The following is an 18,453-nucleotide window of genomic DNA, read 5'->3' on the forward strand; positions in this document are numbered from 1 at the left end:
ACTCGTTTGTCCGGCGACGCAGCATGTGCTGGTGTTGGAAGAGAAACGACAACTAGCGCAAGTGGCAACAAAAGCCGCGAAAACATAGGGCAGATCTTGCCGCAGTCGGGGCGCTTCGCCCGGCCGACACTTCGGCCTGTCAGCTACCCGTCAACTCTTTCCGCGCATCTTTCGGCGCTCGCCCCGCCGGCCTTCGCCGGTCGCGCTGTCAGCTGCAGATCACGGTTACGCATGCTTCCCGGGGTGCCGGAGGCATGCGTAACCGTGATCCGCAGGTGTCGACGGGGTGGGGCGGGCCGGCGTCGTCAGAGGGCGGCGAGGGCGTTGGTCATCGCGTCCAGGCGTTCCCGGGCGGTGTCCGTCCCGGTGGGCACGGCGTCGGCGAGGATCGAGAACGCGAGCAACCGGCCGTCCTTGGTGACCACGATCCCTGCGATGGCGGCCACGCCGGTGAGCGTTCCGGTCTTCGCGCGTACCAGGCCGGCCCCGGGTTCAGGAAGGCCGGCGGTCGTCTGATTGCGATCGGAGAGCGTCCCCGACCAAGCGGCCACCGGCAGTCCGGCGAACAGCGACCGCAATTTCGGGTGGCTGTCCCCGGCTGCAACGGCGAGCAGGGCGGTCTGCATGGCGGGCGGCTGACGGTCCAGCCGGGACAGTCCCGACCCGTCCTTGATCACGACCCCCTCGGTGGGTACGCCAAGCTCGGTGAGGACCTGCTTGATGGCGACCCCGGCACCGGCGAAGCTGCCCGGCTGCCCCTTGGCCAGGGCGACCTGGCGGGCCAGCGCCTCGGCCACCACGTTGTCGCTCTCGTCCAGCATGATCTCGACGAGGCTCTCGATCCGGGGCGACTGGACCGATCCGAGTTGCTGCGCTCCAGACGCGGCCGTCCCGGCTGTCACCGTCGCCGTGGGCGCGCCGACGAGCTTTGCGAACGCGATCGCGGCCGCCTTGTCCGGCTGGGCCGACCGGGCCTGACCGGCGTGCAGGTCGTCGATGTTCTTCGGCCGCTTCGGGCTCGTCCGCGCGCCGTCGATCGCCAGCGCCGTGGCCCGCGCGCCGTAGGGCCCGACCGCGGCGTCGTCGTCCCAGCCCTCCGCGATCTGTGAGCCGGAGTAGAGCGACGAGTCATAGATGACCTTCGTCGGAGACTTGCCCCCGAGCGCCGCCTTCACCTGGGCGGCGAGCTGGTCGAGCCGCCCCGCGCCGGGGTAGTACCCGGTCGCGCCGGCGGTCAGCGTCGGGTCTCCCCCGCCGACGATCACGATCTCGCCCTCGTTCGGTCCGGCCACCACGGTCGTGGTCATCCGGTAGTCCGGCCCTCGGGTCGCGAGTACGGCGGCTGCGGTTGCCATCTTCGTGGTCGACGCCGGAACGGCCGGATGCGAGGAACCGACGTCGTAGAGGCTCTGCCCGCTCGCCACGTCGACGACCGAGACGCTGACCGACGGGCCCAGGTCGGTGTGCTCCCGCAGCTCGTCGAGGGCCGCCTTGACCTGCTCGGGCGTCGGAGCCGTGCCGGTCGCCGCGGACAGGACGCCCGTCGCGCTCGCCACCGGGTCCGGAGTCCAGGTGTTCACCGGAGTCGTGTGGCCCAGCAATTCGCGTACGCGGTCCGGCGCGAACGCGACCGCGCCGCCCGCCGCGGCGAGCGCCAAGATCAGCACGCTGGCCAGCGAAATCCACAGGCCACGGTGGCCCTTGCGCGGCTCCGGCGGCGGGGACTGGACGGCTTCGGTCGGCGGCACCGGCGGTGGCGTGGCCGCAGGCGGCTCCTCCGGCGGACCGGCGGGAGGGATCGGTGGACCCGACGGCGGGCCGCTCGGCGGGATCGCCGCGCTGCCGTAGACCGTGCCGGGCGCCGGGCCGGTGGGACCTGTGGAAAAAGACGCGTGAGCTGTGGAAACCGGGGGCTGCGTGCCGGGGACGGACGCTTGACCGCTGGGGACGGACGCCTGACCGGTCGCCGCTGCGGGCTGGCCGGTGGACGGCGGAATCCCCGGCAGCGTGAACATGGGTGTGGACGGTGCCGACGCAGGCGGAGTAGCCGGGGTTGAGTCGGCCGACGGGACCAGCGGCGGCCAGGTCGGCGGGCCTTCCGGAGTCGGAACGGGCGGAGCCCACGGCGAGCTCGCCACCTCCGGAGCAGCTGCGGAGGCCGTCGGAGAGGTCGGCGAAGGGGCAACGGGAGCTGCGGCAGGCGCGGCCGGCGGCGGGACCGAGGCCGACCCCGTCGCGCGCGGCGGCCCGTCTTCGGTGGGCGTACCAGTGGGTGGAGACGAGCCGTAGACCGTGCCAGACGATCTTGGCTGGGGCCGCGCGGAGGCCTGTGGAGGGGTTTGCCCAACCTGTGGATAACGTCCGGTTTGTGGAGTGGTGGCCTGTGGATAAGCTTGTGGATAGTCGGCTGGGGCCTGTGGATAATCCGGTGGATAACCAGGTTCAGGCTGGTCAGCCGCTGGTTCCGGCTCGTTTCCCGGCCAACCGGCCGCCCACGGCGACTCGTCGCCGTAGTGTGAACCTTGCCTCCCCACGGACCCTCCCAGTGAGCTTTCCGATCGACCTACGCGACACTATCGAGCAGAAGCCAGAGTCGGCGAGAAAACGTGTCAGGAGCGTGAGATGGATTTCGACGTCACGGTTGAGATCCCCAAGGGGCAGCGCAACAAGTACGAGGTCGACCACGAGACGGGCCGCATCCGGCTTGACCGCACACTCTTCACCTCCACGCAGTACCCGGCCGACTACGGCTTCATCGAGAACACCCTGGGTGAAGACGGCGACCCGCTGGACGCGTTGGTGCTGGTGCAGGAGCCGACCTTCCCCGGCTGCCTGATCCGCTGCCGGGCGATCGGCATGTTCCGGATGCGCGACGAGAAGGGCGGCGACGACAAGGTCCTCTGCGTTCCGTTCGCCGACCCACGCCTGGAACATCTGCGCGACATCCACCACGTCGCCGAGTTCGACCGGCTGGAGATCCAGCATTTCTTCGAGGTCTACAAGGACCTGGAACCCGGCAAGAGCGTCGAGGGCGCGACCTGGGTCGGCCGCACCGAGGCCGAGGCGGAGATCGTCGCCTCGTTCCAGCGGGCCAAGGACACCGGCCACTCCGCCCACTGACCCGCTCGGGCCGCGCTGCTTTCGCGCTCGGGCCGCGCTGCTTTCGCGCTCGGGCCGCGCTGCTTTCGCGCTGGATCAGGGTTCCGGGTCGTATTTCGGCCAAGATTCGACCCGGAACCCTGATCCAGCGGCGCGGAAGCGGCGCGGAAGCGGCGCGGAAGCGGCCCGGAAGCGGCCCGGAAGCGGCCCGGAAGCGGCCCGGAAGCGGCCCGGAAGCGGCCCGGAAGCGGCCCGGAAGCGCGCTGGAGGCGGGTCGAAGGGGGCGGTCACGCGCCCACAGCGGGTAGCGTCGTGCGCATGGCGGAATTCGTCGACTGGGACCTGGCCGCATCCACCGCCGCGACGCTGGGCCCGACCGGCCCGAAGGTGACCAAGGCGGAGGCGGTCGAGGTCGTCCGGCAGCTGCGGGAGCTGACCGGGGAGGCGGCCGGGCACGTCGCCGAGTTCACCGGGCTGGTTTCGCAGGTCGACGTGCCACCCGTACGCGTGGTGGATCGCCGGGACTGGGCAAAGCTGAACGTCGCCGGGATGCGTACGGTGATCGGACCGCTCGCGGCGCATCTCGCGAAGAAGTCGCAGACCGCCGGGACCGGTCCGCTCGAAATGGTCGGGGCGAAGATCACCGCGCTCCAGGCCGGCTCGGTGTTGGCGTACTTGTCGGGGCGGGTGCTGGGGCAGTACGAGGTGTTCTCCGGCGAACCGGGTCAGCTGCTGCTGGTCGCCCCGAACATCGTCGCGGTCGAGCGGAAGATCGGTGCGGACCCGCGCGACTTCCGGCTCTGGGTCTGCCTCCACGAGGTCACCCACCGAACCCAGTTCACCGCCGTCCCGTGGCTTCGCGGGCACTTCCTGAGCGAGGTCAAGGCGTTCGTCGACGCCTCCGACGCCGATCCGGCCGCCCTGCTCGGCCGCGTACGCCGAGCTGTCTCGGCCGCAGCAGACGCCGTCCGGAACAAAGGCAGCCAGGTCAGCGTGCTGGACGTCGTCCAATCCCCCGCTCAGCGGGCGGTGATGGACCGGCTGACCGCACTGATGACGCTGGTCGAGGGGCACGCCGAAGTCGTCATGGACGGCGTCGGTCCCCGGGTCATTCCGTCGGTCGAAGCGATCCGGGCCCGGTTCGACCGACGCCGGGCGACCGCGAATCCCGTCGAGTCCGTGATCCGCCGTCTGCTCGGGGTCGACGCCAAGCTGCGGCAGTACGCCGAGGGCCGCAAGTTCGTCCAGGGCGTCGTCGACCGGGTCGGCATGGCGGACTTCAATCGCGTCTGGGCCGGGCCGGAGAATCTGCCCACGCTGGCCGAACTGACCGATCCCGGCGCATGGGTCGCCCGGGTCGTCCCTTGACCGGTCCACACCCGTCGGTCGCGCAGACGCGTACCGCGGTCCGGCGCGCGCTCGGGCCTGGGGAGAACCGGCTCGCGCTGGTCGCCTGCTCCGGCGGCGCGGATTCGCTCGCCCTCGCCGCCGCGGCTGCGTTCGCCGGTCCGCGGCTCGGCTGGCGGATCGGGCTCGTCACGGTCGATCACAACCTGCAGGCCGGGTCCGCCGAACGCGCGGCCGCCGTCGCCGCCTGGGCCGCCGACGCCGGGCTCACTCCCGCGATCGTCGCTCCGGTCACGATCGATCCGGCCGATCCGGTGGGTCCCGAGGCGGCCGCCCGCCACGCCCGCTACGAGGCACTCCTTCAACAATCCGAGGAGTATGCCGCCGCAGCGCTCCTCCTAGGTCACACATTGGACGACCAAGCCGAGACGGTATTGCTGGCCCTCGCCCGGGGCGCCGGTCCCCGCGGACTGGCCGGGATGCCCGCCCGCCGAGAGGTCGACGGCGTGGCAGTGCTCCGGCCCATGCTGGGCGTCCGGCGTACGACGTTGCGGGAAGCGTGTGCCGAACAGGGGCTCACGCCGTGGGAAGACCCCCACAACTCCGACGACCGGTACGCCCGCGCGCGTGTCCGATCCAGTGCCCTGCCCGCGCTAGTAACGGCGTTGGGGCCGGGCGTCGTCGGAAACCTGGCCCAGACGGCCGCTCAGCTCGCCGCTGACGCGTCCTACTTGGACGGACTGGCCGCGACGGCGTACGCCGAATGCCGCAGTGGCAGCGGCCTCAGCGTGGACGCCCTGCGGGCGCTGCCGGACGCCCTGCGGGGTCGCGTACTGCACACGTGGGCCCTCGAGCTGGGTGCGCCCGGCGCCGCTCTCGGCCACCGGCACGTCGCCGCGTTGGACGCGCTCGTCACCGCCTGGCACGGACAAGGACCGACCGCCCTGCCCGGGGGCATCGAAGTGCACCGGGAGGACGGTCGGCTGCTGTCTCGCTAGAAGTTACGCACCCGGGAGGTTGGCGACCTGGATGAGGCGTACCCCTTGCTTGCGCGACAGAAGGCGGCCACGGCCTGGAACCATCCGCTCGAACCGGATGTCCGCCAGGGGCGAGGTCTCGCCCTTGTCGCCGGACATCAGCAGACCGGGGCTGCCGACCCGCCGCATGATCTGGAACAGCGGCTGGTAGGACAGACCGCTCGCACCGGTCGAGTTCCGCGCGATGATCACGTGGAGGCCGACGTCGCGGGCGATTTCGAGGTACGGCACCAGCGGGTCGAGCGGGTTGCCCGAACCGGACGCGACCATCTCGTAGTCGTCGATGAGCACGAAGCACTCCGGGCGGCCTTCGAGCCATGGCCGGTCGCGCAGCTGCTGCGGCGTGACGTCGGCCGGGGGCTTGCGCTGGTCCATGTACCCGGCGACGGCCTGGAGGTACTGGGCGCTCTGCTCGAAGTTCGTCGTGTAGCCGAGCAGGTGGTCGCCCTGGATCGCGCCGAGCATGCTGCGGCGGTGGTCGACGATGAGCAGCTTCGCCTCGTCCGGGGTGAACCGCTTGGTGATCGTCGTCGCCAGCGCCCGCATGAACGTCGACTTGCCGCACTCGCTCTCGCCGAAGACCAGGAAGTGCTGGTCGTCGCGGAAGTTGAGCGAGATCGGGGTGAGGTCCTCGGACAGGCCGATCGGGATGTGCAACGGATCGCCGCCGGTGATCGGCAGACGGTCGTAGCCGTAGACCGGAGGGAGCATCCGGACGCGAGGCGCCGGCTGGCCCTTCCAATGCTGCGCGATGTGCTTGCTCACCGAGGTCTGGTCGGTGCCCAGGGACGTCAGCTCCGGCCGCAGGGTCAGGTAGTAGAGACCCTCGTTGGTCGCGCCGTGGCCGGGAGCGTGCTTCACGTTCTGGGCGGCCTTGCGGACCTTGCCGATCGAGTCCGACGGGTCACCCAGCCGCATCTCGATCTTGGTGCCGAACTGATCCTGGATGGCCGCCCGGAAGTCACGCCACCGCAGCGAGCTGGCGATGATGTGCACGCCGTAGGACAGACCACGAGTCGCCAGGTCGGTGATGACCGGCTCCAGGTCGTCGTAGCTCTCCCGGAGCGTCGCCCACCCGTCGATGACGAGGAAGACGTCGCCGAACGGGTCGTTGACCTCGCCGGAGGCCCGGCGCTTGCGGTAGTTGGCCATGGAGTCGACGCCCAGCTCGGCGAACCGCGCCTCGCGCTCGGCCAGCAGCATCGCGACCTCGCTGACGGTCCGGCGGACCTGGGCGGTGTCGAGACGACCGGCGACGCCGCCGACGTGCGGCATCTCCCGCAGCGCCGCGAGCGTGCCACCACCGAAGTCGAGGCAGTAGAACTGCGCCTCGGCCGGGGTGTGGGTGAGCGCCAGACCGCTGATGATCGTCCGCAACAGGCTGGACTTGCCGCTCTGGGTCGCACCGGCGATCGCCACGTGCCCGGCCGCGCCGGACAGGTTGATCCACTGCGTGTCCCGGCGCTGCTGCGCGGGCCGGTCGACCCAGGCGATCGGGACCGTCAACGCGCCGTGCAATTCGGCGTTGCCCGTCGTCAGACCGCGTTCCGGATGGATCGCGATCTTGCCGAAGCCCTCCTCCAGCGTGTCGGAGACGTCCAGCGGCTCCAGCCAGACCTGGTGAGCCGGCGGGCCCTTGCCGGCGAGCCGCCCGATCAGCACGTCCATCAGGCTCTCGCCGGGCTTGACCTCCCAGTTGACCTCGGGCTCGGCGTTGGTCGGCTTCTTCGGCAGCGGCACGAAGTGCGTCCCGAAATTGTGGATGTCGATGTCGGTACGCCGTCCACCGGCTCGGGCCGGTGACGAGCCCGCCTTCTTGTAAGAGCCGGAGACGTACGCCGCCTTGAATCGGACCAGCGGTTCCGTGCCGAACTTCATATAGCCGTGGCCAGGCGCCCGGGGCAGGTCGTACGCGTCGGGCACGCCCAAGACGGTGCGGGACTCCATCGCGGAGAAGGTCCGCAGGCCGAGCCGGTAGGACAGGTGGGTGTCCAGACCGCGCAGCCGGCCCTCCTCCAGTCGCTGGCTGGCCAGCAGCAGGTGGATGCCGATCGACCGGCCGACCCGGCCGATCTGCACGAAGATGTCGATGAAGTCCGGCTTGGCGGTCAGCAGCTCGGAGAACTCGTCGGCCACGATGAGCAGCGACGGCAGTGGCGCGAGCGCCTTGCCTTGCAGCCGCGCCTTGTTGTAATCCTTCAAGTTCGCGAAGTTGCCCGCCGCCCGCAGCAACTCCTGACGGCGGATGACCTCGCCGTTGATGGCGTCGGCCATGCGGTCGACGAGCAGCGACTCGCCTTCGAGGTTGGTGATGACCGCGCTGGTGTGCGGCAACACGTCCATCGAGGCGAAGGTCGCACCACCCTTGTAGTCGACGAGGACGAAGTTGAGCTCCTCCGAGGAATGCGTCAGCGCCAGCGCGAGCACCAGCGTTCGCAGCACCTCGGACTTACCCGAACCGGTGGCGCCGATGAGCAGGCCGTGCGGGCCCATGCCGTCCTGCGCCGATTCCTTGATGTCCAGTTCGACCGGCTGGCCGTCGACCCCGACGCCGATCGGTACGCGCAGCTTGTCCCGGTCGGCCCGCGGCCGCCAGCCCTGCGCCACCTCGAAGGAGTCCGGGTCGGGGATGCCGAGGAGGTCGCCGAGACCCTGGTCGCCGGAGAGCGGAGCGTCTGCCGACTTCGTCGCGGCGGAGAGCCGCAGCGGAGAAAGCCGCCGCGCGATCGACTCCGCCTCGGCGTACGTCAGTCCGTCGGCGGTGCCCACGTCGGCCGATCCGTCGGCGGTGAAGATCTCAAGTCGCCGGGTGTCCTGCTCCATCTCCAGCGTCAGCGTCGACCGGTCGAGCAGGCGGGGCGGCTGGCCGTCGAGGTCCAGCACGGTCATGCCCGCGATGCCGCCGTCGGCCGCGAGGTGCTGCGAACCCGTGAGGTCCGCACCGTCCAGGACGACCACGACGTACGGGCCGGATGCGCCGCCGCCGAACCGGGGACGGTTGCCGATGATGTCGGAGAGCATCTCCTCCAGCGCGACCGCCGTCGGCGCCACCATGCGTACCGGGCCGAGAGCGTCCACCTTGGACGGATGCGCGTTGTGTGGCAGCCACTTGACCCAGTCCCACCGGTCGCGCCGGTGCGCCGGGGCGCACACCGCGATCAGGAGGTCGTCGGGGGCGTGGAAGGTGGCGAGCTGGCTGATGACCGCACTCACGAGGCTGTGCGGGTCGCCGCCGTCGCGGTGGTCGGCTTCCGGCTGGACGTTGCGGCCGTAGCCGAAGGTGTTGGCCTGCGCGGCCTCGGCCCGGATGAAGACACGGGCGAAGGCGGGCAGCGACACGGCGACGGGCAGATCCGGCACGACCGAGTACGCGTCCAGGAACCGGCGCAGCGCACCGGCCGTCATGGGCTCCAGCTCCTCCAGCGGCCGGGTGACCGGCGGAACCAGCGGAGTGGCCAGCGACTGCGGGCCGATGCCGATCCGCGTGACGCCGTAGTCGGGGTCGGTCGGCCGGCGCTCCCAGAGCCGATGAGAGTCGACTGTGGACCAGAGCCGCTGCGGATCGGGATGGCGATAGAACAACCCCGTACGCTGCTTGGCCACGGTCTCGCGAACCTTGGTCCGCATCGTCGCCAGGTGCCGCAGGTACTCCCGCCGGGCGGCCATCATCTCGGCCTTCTTCGGGCCACCGCCGCCCTGGCTGAGGTTCATGGCCATCATGCCGATCATGGACAGGCCCATCATGCCGCCCATGACGTAGCCCATCTTGCCGTTCTGCCCGTTGCCCATCATGTAGGCGGACGGAAGCATCGCTCCGAGCATCGGCAGCGCCATCATGGCTTGCTGCCAGCGGGCCCCACTGGCCTGCGGAATCTCCGGCGGAGCCTCGATGACCAGCTCTCCGCTGGGAATCTCCGGAGCGGGCCGACGCGGGCCCCGCTTCACCACGATTGTTCCCATACCGGCGGCCCTCCTCCCCATGACGCGCGCTCAGCGCCGCCCATGCTAGGCGATGGCACCGACTGGACGCACCCCGCCTGACAGACGTGGGTCTCACTACGGTCTATGCGGGGTGACGTTGGGGGGCGTTTCGTGATAGACGTACTCCGGTGAGCATCCCCTCCGCCGCGCTCGGGCTCGCGCGCGTCACCATCAACACCCCGCATCGCCGGGTGGATGTGGCGTTGCCGGAACAGATCGCGATCGCCGAACTCCTGCCCGAACTCCTCCAGCACGCCGGCGAGGGCTTCGCCGACGAAGGTGAGCGGCACGGCGGCTGGGTCCTGCGCCGCGCCGACGGCACCTCGCTGGCCGGTGACCGCAGCCTCCACCAGCAGAACGTCCGGGACGGGCAGGTGCTCCACCTGGTCCCCGCCCGCGCCGACTGGCCCGAGCTCGAGTACGACGACGTCGTCGAGGCCATCGCCGAGGGCGCTCGCCGCCGCGGTGCAGGCTGGTCGCCGGGCAGCACCCGGACGGCCACCGTCGTGGGCGCGGGCGTACTGCTCGCGGGCGGCGTACTGGCCATCCTGCAGGGCGGACCGGGCTGGGCTCCCGGCGGCTGGCTCGGCCTCGCGGCCGCGGTGCTGCTGCTGTTCGCCGGCATCGTCGCCTCGCGTGCGTACGGTGACGCCCGGGTCGGCGCGGTGCTCGGCGGGTTCAGCCTCCCCTATGCCTTCGCCGGTGGCGCGCTCGTGCTCGGCGGTGACTCCATCTCCGGCACGATGGGTCTCGTGCCGTGGCTGGGTCAGGCTCAGCTGCTGCTCGGGGCGATGTGCGTACTGCTCTTCTCGGCACTCGGCGGCGCCGGGGTCGGCGGCCGGGTCCGGGTGTTCACCGCCGGCGTCACGTTCGGCGTGCTCACCGGGCTGGCCAGCCTGCTCAGCTTCCTCGATCCGGCCGGTGCCGCCGCCGCGCTGCTCGCTCTTCTGGTCTGCGGCATCGGTCTCGTGCCGGTGCTCGCGATCCGCTTCGGCAAGGTGCCGGTGCCGTCGGTCACGCTGCCGACCGGCCAGGGCGCCAAGGAGATCTACGCGGCGGGCTCGTCGCCCGCCCTCGAGGCCGCACGCCGGCTGCCTGATCGTCAGCGCGTCTTCTCGGCGGTCTCCCGGTCCGAGGAGCTGCTCTCCGGAATGCTCATCGGGTACGCCGTCCTGACCGTCGGCGCGACCGCGGTTCTCGTGACCGCGGGCGGGGTGGCGGGGCGGGTGCTGACCGCGGTCGCCTGTGTCGCACTGCTGCTGCGGTCGCGGCTGTTCGTGAGCCCCCGCCAGCGCGTACCGCTGCTCGTCGCCGGGCTGACCGGCGTGACCGTGCTCCTGATCGGCATGGTGGTCGGTGCCGACAGCAGCACCCGGGCGCTGATCGCCGTCGGCTCGGTCGCCGTGGCGCTCATCGTGGTGGTCGCCGGACAGGCCTGGTCCACGAAGCCGCCGTCGCCCTACATCGGGCGCATGGCCGACCTCTTCGAGATGCTGATCGTGGTCTCCGTCATTCCGGCCGCGCTCTGGGTCCTCGACGTCTTCGACCAGATTCAAGCCGTCGCCGGGTGATTGTCACGCGCTGATGCGTGCGCTCATCGATCAAAGCCGGTAGGTTTCACGCATTGTGAGACCCCCGACGGCTGGACGCAGCGCCGGATCGCAGAAGACCGCGACGGCGCTGCTTCGTGTGGGCGTCGGTCTGCTGCTGGCCGGTGCCACCGGGCTGCCGATCTCGCCGGTGACGGGCGCGTCTGCCGCGGACGGTCGAGGGGCCGGCTTCGCCGCCGATGCGGTACGCGGAGAGCAGTGGCAGCTGCGTCAACTGCGCGCGCAGCAGGCCTGGCGCTGGTCGGACGGCAGCGGGGTGACCGTCGCGGTCATCGATTCCGGTGTGGACGGAGGTCATCCCGACCTCGTCGGTCAGGTCCTGCCCGGCATTGATTTCGTCCGGGCGGGCGGCGACGGGCGGACCGACGCGGTCGGCCACGGCACCACCGTCGCCGGGCTGATCGCCGGGCGGTCCGACGACTCCGCGGGCGTACTGGGGTTGGCACCGGGCGCGAAGATCCTCCCGGTACGCGTACTGGACGCGAAGAACGAATACGACGACGCTCGCATCGTCGCCAACGCCGTACGCTGGTCGGTCGACCATGGCGCAGCCGTGATCAATCTCTCCCTCGGCGGTTCGGTGACCAGTCCCGAACTGGCCGACGCCCTCGACTACGCCTTCGAGAAGGACGTCGTGGTCGTCGCGTGTACCGGCAATCAATCGCCACCCAATCCGGACGACGTCTGGTATCCCGCCCGGGAGCCGGGCGTCCTCGCGGTGACCGGGCTCAGCCACGGCGACGGCCGTACGCTCTGGGCCGGTGCGCTCACCGGTCCGGCCACCGTGCTCGCCGCTCCGGGAGCGGATCTCGTCGGCGCGCGGCCGGGCGGTTACTGGACGGTCGAAGGCACAAGCTTCGCCGCACCGCTGGTGAGTGCGACGGCGGCACTCATCCGCTCGAAATGGCCGGACATGTCGGCCGCCAACGTCGTGAACCGTCTCATCTCCACCGCCGACGACCTGGGTCCGGCCGGACGCGACGCCACCTACGGATACGGGGCGCTCGACCCGGTAGCTGCGTTGAGCGCCAACGTTCCCGGCGTACTGGCGAACCCGCTCGACACGGTTCCGCCACCGGGGAAAGCCCGATTCGGCAAGGCGAATTCGTCGGCCACGGCCTCACCGGCGGCGACTGCGGCTGCTCGGGCCGAACCCGAACGCGCTGCCGGCCATCGGCCGCTGCTGTCCGCCCTCCCCGCCGGGATCGCGGTGGTTCTGCTGCTCGTCGGCGGCGCTGCTGCGACTTTGCGCCGCTTCACCTGAGCCGCCATCGTGCGCTTCGGCGCTGATACCTTCTGCGCTGGATCAGGGTTCTCGGCCGAATCTTGGCCGGAATACGACCCAGATCCGTGATCCAGCGCTGTCTCGGGAGCGGGGCAGGTCAGGCGCAGGTCTGCGTGCCGACGCCAGTCGTCTTGGTCGCACCGGCCGCCGCGATCGGCGTCGCTTCGTCGGCCGTGACGGCGAATCCGGTGTTCTTGTCGTCGGCCGCCGCCGCGAAGATGACCCCCAGTACGCGCCCGTTCGGGCTGATCAGCGGGCCGCCCGAGTTGCCGCTGCGCACCAGGGCCCGGATCGTGTAGACCTCCCGGGTCACCTTCTGGTCGTCGTAGATGTCCGGGCCGGTGATGTCGCCGACGTCGCGTACGCGGGCCGGCTGCGCGTTGTAGGGACCGTCCAGCGGATAACCCAGCACGATGGCGTCCGCGCCGGTGTCCACCTCGTCATCGGCCAACCGCAGTGCGGGCGCGGAGAATCCGGGGACGTAAAGGACGGCCAGGTCCCGCTCCGGGTCGTACACCACGACCCGGGCGGAATGCCGATCGCCTTCCTCGTCCTTGATGGCGACCGCCGTCGTGCCGGCCACCACGTGGGCGTTGGTCAGCACGTGCTCCGGGGCGTACACGAAACCGGAGCCCTCGATCCGTCGCGAGCAGCTCGGTGCGCTGCCCAGCACCTTCACGACCGACTTGTGGGAGTTGACCACTACCTGCGACTTCGCCAGCGCGCTGTCCGGCTCGGGGACCGGCCGCGCGCGCGTGGGGACGAGGTCGCCGAAGACGTCGGGGAACCCGTTGGTGTCGATGGTCTCCTGCAACGCCTGGGTCAGCTTCGAGGCGTCGTTCGGCATCAGCTTGTCGATGCCGCCCAGGACGACGCTGTTGCGTACCGAACTGGACAACCAGTCCGAGTCGGATTTGCCCAACGGGATGGCCACCAACCACGCGACGATCGCGACGGCGACGACTGAGACGACAGCGCCGCCGAGGTCGTCGACGGTCTGAAAGCTGCTGTTGGTGATCCCGCCCCGCAGTTTGGACCCGAGCCAGCCGGTGGCCGCCTGCCCGAGGATGGCCAGGCCGAACACGGCGATCAGGGCGATCACGATGCGAATCGTGGGCGACGTGAAGTGCTCGGCGAGCAGCGGACCGACTTGAAGGCCGATCAACGCGCCGACGAAGAACCCGGCGAAGGACAGTACGCCGATGAGGAAGCCCTGGCGGTATCCGGAGATCGCAAAAATGATCATCAGGATGATGAGGACGACATCGACCACCGACATCCGCCTAGCCTACGGGGAGATTCTCAACGCGAGATGTGTCCCAGGGCCGGCTCCACCCACCCAGATCCAGCAGAACGGTGAGAATCCCGGCGGTGAAACCCCACACGAGCAGGCCGTCGACGGAGAAGGCCGGTCCGATGTATCCGCTCGAGTGCCGAATCCGCAGTCTGTTCGCCGGATCGGTCAACTCCGCCAGGGGCAACCGGCTCACCCGTTCGACCTCGGCCGGTTCGACGGCCCACACCGGATGGGGGGTATGCCACCAGGCGAGGACCGGGGTGACCACGAAGTCGCTGACGGAGATCCAGATCGGCGGCAGTTCGCTCAGCACCGTGACGCTCGCCGGGTCGAGGCCGACCTCTTCGTTCGCCTCCCGCAACGCCGTCTGCTGCGGTCCGCCGTCGCCGGGATCGGCCGCCCCACCGGGGAAGGCCGGTTGACCGGCGTGATTGCGCATCTTGGCGGCCCGCTGAAGCAGCAGCACGTCGGGACCATGGCTCTCGGATTCGCCGAAGAGCACCAGCACGGCGGCCTCCCGCCCGCCGTGCTCCGGCAACGGCCAACGGCTGAAGTCGGTCGAGCGAGCCTCGGCGACCCGCTCCTGCAGGTCGCGCAGCCACTCCGGCACCGGCGCGGTCACACCTTCACCCCGAGATACTGATCGACCAGACCGGTCAACTTCGCCTCGTCGAGCGCCGCGCCCTGATAGGCATAAGCGATCTGGCCGTCCTTGAGGAAGAGGGTCGCGGGCAGCCCGTTGGACTTGAGGTGCTCCTGCTGGACGAGCGTGGTCAGCAAGCGTCCCCGCTCGTCGAAGAGGGTCGGGAAGGTGACGTGCAGTTCTTCGGCGAGCGCCGCAGCACTCCCCCGTTTGTCCGTCGTGACCACACCGATCACCGTCGGCGCGTTCTTCTTCCCGGCAAGGCTGGTGAAAGCGGGTAGCTCGCGGGTACAAGGGATGCACCACGAGGCCCACAGGTTGACCACCACACCACCCTTGAGCTGTGAGAACCGCACCGATTGGCCACCGTGGAAACACGGCAGCGTCACGTCGGGAAGGTCAGCCGACGGGGTTTCGGCGGAGAGCGCGGAACACTCGGCGAACGGGCCGTCGACCGTCGGTTCGGTCGTCTTGGGATCGTCGCTTCCGCAGCCGGCCAGCAGCAGCGCGCCGGCCAGCACCGTGACCGCCCACCGCCTCACGCGGCCCCCTTGACCGGTGTGGCACCCGCGACGGGCAGCTCCTCGTCGACTAGCGCGGCCAATTCGGCGACGCGGGGACCCTTGAGGAGTTTGACGGCCTCAGCCCGGTTCGTCGGCCCCAACCCGTACGACGGGCAGGACGGGGCGAGCGTGCACGCTCCGCAGGCGGGTTTCCGGGAATGGCACACGCGACGCCCGTGGAAGATCACCCGGTGCGACAGCATCGTCCAGTCGCGACGCTCGATCAGCGCGCCGACCGCGTGCTCGATCTTGACCGGATCGGTCTCGTCGGTCCACCGCCAGCGGCCGACGAGCCGGCCGAAATGCGTGTCGACGGTGATCCCCGGTACGCCGAAGGCGTTGCCCAGGATCACGTTGGCGGTCTTGCGCCCGATGCCGGGCAGCTCGACGAGCTTGGCCAGCTTGCCGGGGACCTCGCCGTCGTATTTCTCCACGAGGGCGGCCCCCAGCTTGATCAGGGAGTCCGTCTTGTTCCGGAAGAAGCCGGTCGGCTTGATCATGGTCTCGAGCTCGGTCCGGTCGGCGGCGGCGTAGTCGGCGGCCGTCGGATAGCGCGCGAACAGCTTCGGCGTGACCTGGTTGACCCGTTCGTCGGTGCACTGCGCCGAGAGGATCGTCGCGACCGCCAGCTCCAGCGGGGTCGTGAAGTCGAGTTCACAGTGCGCGTCGGGGTGGATGACCGCCAGTTCGCGGGCCATCTTCCGGGCCCGGCGCTTGCGGGCCAGCTCGGTCTCGGTCACGGCGTCGAGCGTACGTCGCCGCCCTGACATCCGCCGTGACCGGCCCGGTCAGGCGCTCGGCGGCGTGATCTTGCCGGAGGACTCGATCTTCGGACCGGTGGACGGGAAGTCCGACTTCGTGAGGTTCCGGATCGCCGTCGCGCCCCGCTTCTGCGAGTCCGGCCCGGGTACGCCCTGGCTGTTCATGATCGCCGAGTCGAACTGGCCGCCGACCCAGGCGCCGTCCTTGGTCAGCTGCACCTTGAGCACGCCGGTGTAGCCCAGGACGCCGTCCGGCTTGAGCGTGCGGCCGCCGCCGAGGAAATTGCCGAGGCTGTACGCGATCAGCCGGCCCTTGTAGAACTCCATCGCCCGCAGCACGTGTGGCCCGTGTCCGACGATCAGGTCGGCCCCGGCGTCGATCATCGCGTGCGAGAACGCGATCGGATTGCCCCGGTTCTCCCCGAGGAACATCTCGGTGCCCGGCTTCACATGGGTGTACGCCGTCCCCTCGGAACCCATGTGCACCTGCACGACGACGATGTCGGCCTGCTGATCGGCCTGCTGGATCAGCTGCTTCGCCTTCGAGATGTTGATCAGGCTGTTGTTCCAGGCGTACGAGGAGAAGCCGACGACCGCGACCTTGATCCCCTTGACCTCGACGACGGTGATCTCGCCCGGCGCGCCGGTGTGCTTGAGGCCGACTGCGTCGAGCGACTTCTGGGTGTTGGCGTACCCCTGCGAACCCATGTCGTTGCCGTGGTTGTTGGCCATGTTCATGAGCTGGTAGCCGGCGTTCTTGAGGTGCTTGGCCCAGCTCGGCGGCACGTAGAACTGGTGGCAGCTCGTCGAGCCCGCGCTGCACTTGCGGTAGCCGGTGTCCTCGGTGACCGGCTCCTCCAGGTTGCCCATCACGAGGTCGCCGGTGAGCATCGGCTTGACCTTCGTGTAGAGGTCGTTGCCGCCGTTGGGCGGCATGTTCCCGGGACCGCCCATGACGTTGTCACCGGTCGCCGTCAGCGTGATCGCCTCGGCCACCGCGGCGGCGGTCTGGCTGGGCGAAGGATCGGCTGCGCCGCTCGACGCGGCCGCGGCGGGCGAACCGCCGTTCCACTGCGGCTTGCGAGTGGCGTTGAACGCGCCGTACGCAGCACTGGCCGCACCCACGAGCACGACCGCAATGGCAAGGCCGAGAATCAATCGGGGGCGCGACGAACGAGGGGTCTGTCGAGGGGCGGACATCGCGCACAGACTACCCGGGAGTCAACGGGTACGCCGACCCTAGAAAAGTCGACCGCGATCAGTCCAACCAGGCGGTCGGAGCGGCCCGAAAGTCCCGGCCGCCACGGAGAACCGCCTGGTGGACGGCGCGGGCGAGTGGCGCGCCCCACCTCGATCGAGGCCCGCCATAGGGTTCCAGCGGCCCCGAATCGGACACCACGACACACACCGCATCGGTCGCGGTCCCCGTGGCGGCGTACCCGAGCTCGAAAAGGGCCTGCGCCTTCGCCTCCGTGACGGTGGCGACGGAATTGACCAGCGCGGCCTCGCTGAGCCGCGCGGGCAGGAAGCAGATGATGTTGACCGTGCCCACGAGCTCGCCGAGGTCCTCCGCGGGCGCGGCGGCGAGGACGGGCCGGCCGAGTCCGACGGTGGCGAAGACCTCGACGCCGTCGTCGGAAGCCTGGACCACGCGCTGGACGTCGACTCCGGTCATGAGCCCGACGCCGGGCCCTGTGAGCCCGATTTCCGCCGCGATGTCCGTGAGGTGAATGCCCGGGTCATCGCGGTCGTAGGACATCGGAACAGTGGTGTTCATCACCCAGCGGTGTCGGCCGATGCCCCCGCCGAGGGGACCTGAGGAGATTGTCGGGATTGCGCCCGGCAACCGCCAGACCAGCAGCGGTGCCGAAAGCCCGCCCTCTTCGCGAAAGACCAGCTCAGGACGCACCGCACGACACTACTCTGGGGCTAACAGCGATCTTTTGGGTACCCGTCCGGTTCTCGTCGCGTTGCGCCTAGACTGACGTTGCGCGTTTGTTGCGTGGCTGCCGCCGGGCAGCTGAAGCAGGCAGACGCCAGGGCGCACAGGTGGAGGTGTGGCGCATGGATGAGGTGCTGGCCCGCAGCGGGATCTTCCAGGGTGTGGATCCCGAGGCAGCGGAGGCTCTCGCCCGTGAGATCGAGACCATCGAAGTCCGCAAGGGCGAGGTCGTCTTCAACGAGGGCGAGCCGGGCGACAGCCTCTACATCGTGCTGTCCGGGAAGATCAAGCTCGGCCGCCGTGCCGCGGACGGGCGGCAGAACCTCATCGCCGTCATGGGCCCGTCCGACATGATGGGTGAGCTCTCGCTGTTCGACCCGGGTCCGCGGACCGCCACGGCCACGGCCGTCACCGACTCGCGGCTGGCCCGGCTGCGCAAGGCGGCGCTGCGCCCGTGGCTGACCAACCGGCCCGAGATCGCCGAGCAGTTGCTCCGCGTACTCGCCCGGCGGCTTCGCCGCACCAACGACGCGCTCGCCGACCTCATCTTCACCGACGTCCCCGGCCGGGTCGCCAAGAACCTGCTGCAGATGGCGGGCCGCTTCGGCACTCGCGACGGCGGTGTCCTGCGCGTCACCCACGATCTCACCCAGGAGGAGCTGGCCCAGCTGGTCGGCGCATCGCGGGAGACCGTCAACAAGGCGCTCGCCGACTTCGCCTCGCGCGGGTGGCTGCGGCTCGACGGCAAGAGCGTGATCATCCTCGACCCGGAGCGACTCGCTCGCCGGGCTCGCGTCTGAGCATTTTTCAGGTACGCAGCCTGCATACCGTATAAATCGGACATTGCCGGGGATTCTTATGGAATAACCCGGCATTTCCTGTGTCGCT

15 protein-coding genes are annotated in these 18,453 nt (G+C 70.0%); 7 read left to right on the forward strand and 8 right to left on the reverse strand.

Features of this window, described 5'->3' with window-relative positions; translation table 11 throughout:
* Window positions 1–305: 305 nt before the first annotated feature.
* Window positions 306–2,015, reverse strand: coding sequence for a D-alanyl-D-alanine carboxypeptidase/D-alanyl-D-alanine-endopeptidase (dacB, locus tag HOV77_RS09800; RefSeq protein WP_290860490.1), 1,710 nt, complete (start codon window positions 2,013–2,015; stop codon window positions 306–308).
* Between the two features lie 4 nt (window positions 2,016–2,019).
* Between dacB and HOV77_RS09805 the strand changes: the two genes are divergently transcribed.
* The 4 genes from HOV77_RS09805 to tilS all read left to right on the forward strand — a co-directional run bounded on the left by HOV77_RS09805 (window position 2,020) and on the right by tilS (window position 5,444).
* On the forward strand, window positions 2,020–2,289 hold the full coding sequence (locus HOV77_RS09805; protein ID WP_290860492.1) for a hypothetical protein: 270 nt from the start codon (window positions 2,020–2,022) through the stop codon (window positions 2,287–2,289).
* A gap of 333 nt (window positions 2,290–2,622) precedes the next feature.
* Window positions 2,623–3,120, forward strand: coding sequence for an inorganic diphosphatase (locus HOV77_RS09810; protein ID WP_290860494.1), 498 nt, complete (start codon window positions 2,623–2,625; stop codon window positions 3,118–3,120).
* A gap of 297 nt (window positions 3,121–3,417) precedes the next feature.
* Window positions 3,418–4,467: a zinc-dependent metalloprotease gene (locus HOV77_RS09815; protein ID WP_290860496.1), complete on the forward strand. Its 1,050-nt coding sequence runs from the start codon at window positions 3,418–3,420 to the stop codon at window positions 4,465–4,467.
* Entirely contained in the window at window positions 4,464–5,444 is a 981-nt protein-coding gene (gene tilS, locus HOV77_RS09820) for a tRNA lysidine(34) synthetase TilS (protein WP_290860498.1), read from the forward strand. The genes HOV77_RS09815 and tilS overlap by 4 nt, the downstream gene beginning before the upstream one ends.
* 3 nt (window positions 5,445–5,447) lie before the next feature.
* Here the strand turns inward: tilS and eccCa are convergent, their stop codons facing one another.
* Window positions 5,448–9,443, reverse strand: a complete 3,996-nt coding sequence (gene eccCa, locus HOV77_RS09825; protein WP_290860500.1) for a type VII secretion protein EccCa — start codon at window positions 9,441–9,443, stop codon at window positions 5,448–5,450.
* A gap of 149 nt (window positions 9,444–9,592) precedes the next feature.
* Between eccCa and eccD the strand changes: the two genes are divergently transcribed.
* Together eccD and mycP are read left to right on the forward strand one after the other, a co-directional pair.
* The gene (gene eccD / locus HOV77_RS09830) at window positions 9,593–11,035 is read left to right on the forward strand and encodes a type VII secretion integral membrane protein EccD (protein WP_290860502.1); all 1,443 of its coding nucleotides are present in this window, start codon (window positions 9,593–9,595) and stop codon (window positions 11,033–11,035) included.
* Between the two features lie 169 nt (window positions 11,036–11,204).
* Entirely contained in the window at window positions 11,205–12,338 is a 1,134-nt protein-coding gene (gene mycP, locus HOV77_RS09835) for a type VII secretion-associated serine protease mycosin (RefSeq protein ID WP_290860624.1), read from the forward strand.
* 118 nt (window positions 12,339–12,456) lie between these two features.
* Here mycP and HOV77_RS09840 read toward each other — a convergent pair whose 3' ends face one another.
* Genes HOV77_RS09840 through HOV77_RS09865 form a run of 6 tightly spaced genes read right to left on the reverse strand, consistent with a single transcriptional unit; the run spans window position 12,457 to window position 17,532 of the window.
* Complete coding sequence (locus tag HOV77_RS09840; protein ID WP_290860504.1) at window positions 12,457–13,638, reverse strand: MarP family serine protease; 1,182 nt, start codon at window positions 13,636–13,638, stop codon at window positions 12,457–12,459.
* 4 nt (window positions 13,639–13,642) lie between these two features.
* Entirely contained in the window at window positions 13,643–14,278 is a 636-nt protein-coding gene (locus tag HOV77_RS09845) for a CoA pyrophosphatase (protein WP_290860506.1), read from the reverse strand.
* Entirely contained in the window at window positions 14,275–14,841 is a 567-nt protein-coding gene (locus HOV77_RS09850; RefSeq protein ID WP_290860508.1) for a TlpA disulfide reductase family protein, read from the reverse strand. The genes HOV77_RS09845 and HOV77_RS09850 overlap by 4 nt, the downstream gene beginning before the upstream one ends.
* A complete protein-coding gene (gene nth, locus HOV77_RS09855) occupies window positions 14,838–15,632 on the reverse strand; it encodes an endonuclease III (protein WP_290860511.1) in 795 nt (264 codons plus the stop codon). Before nth ends, HOV77_RS09850 begins: the two co-directional genes overlap by 4 nt.
* An 18-nt stretch (window positions 15,633–15,650) precedes the next feature.
* Window positions 15,651–16,823 carry a CapA family protein gene (locus HOV77_RS09860; RefSeq protein ID WP_290860513.1) on the reverse strand — a complete coding sequence of 391 codons (1,173 nt, stop codon included), beginning with the start codon at window positions 16,821–16,823 and terminating at the stop codon, window positions 15,651–15,653.
* A 58-nt stretch (window positions 16,824–16,881) separates the two neighbouring features.
* Complete coding sequence (locus HOV77_RS09865; protein ID WP_290860515.1) at window positions 16,882–17,532, reverse strand: adenosylcobinamide amidohydrolase; 651 nt, start codon at window positions 17,530–17,532, stop codon at window positions 16,882–16,884.
* A 155-nt stretch (window positions 17,533–17,687) separates the two neighbouring features.
* Between HOV77_RS09865 and HOV77_RS09870 the strand changes: the two genes are divergently transcribed.
* Window positions 17,688–18,365 (forward strand): Crp/Fnr family transcriptional regulator, encoded by a 678-nt coding sequence (locus HOV77_RS09870; protein WP_253759510.1) that lies wholly within the window; start codon window positions 17,688–17,690, stop codon window positions 18,363–18,365.
* Window positions 18,366–18,453 lie beyond the last annotated feature (88 nt).

This window comes from Hamadaea sp., assembly GCF_013362815.1.
Classification (GTDB): domain Bacteria; phylum Actinomycetota; class Actinomycetes; order Mycobacteriales; family Micromonosporaceae; genus Hamadaea.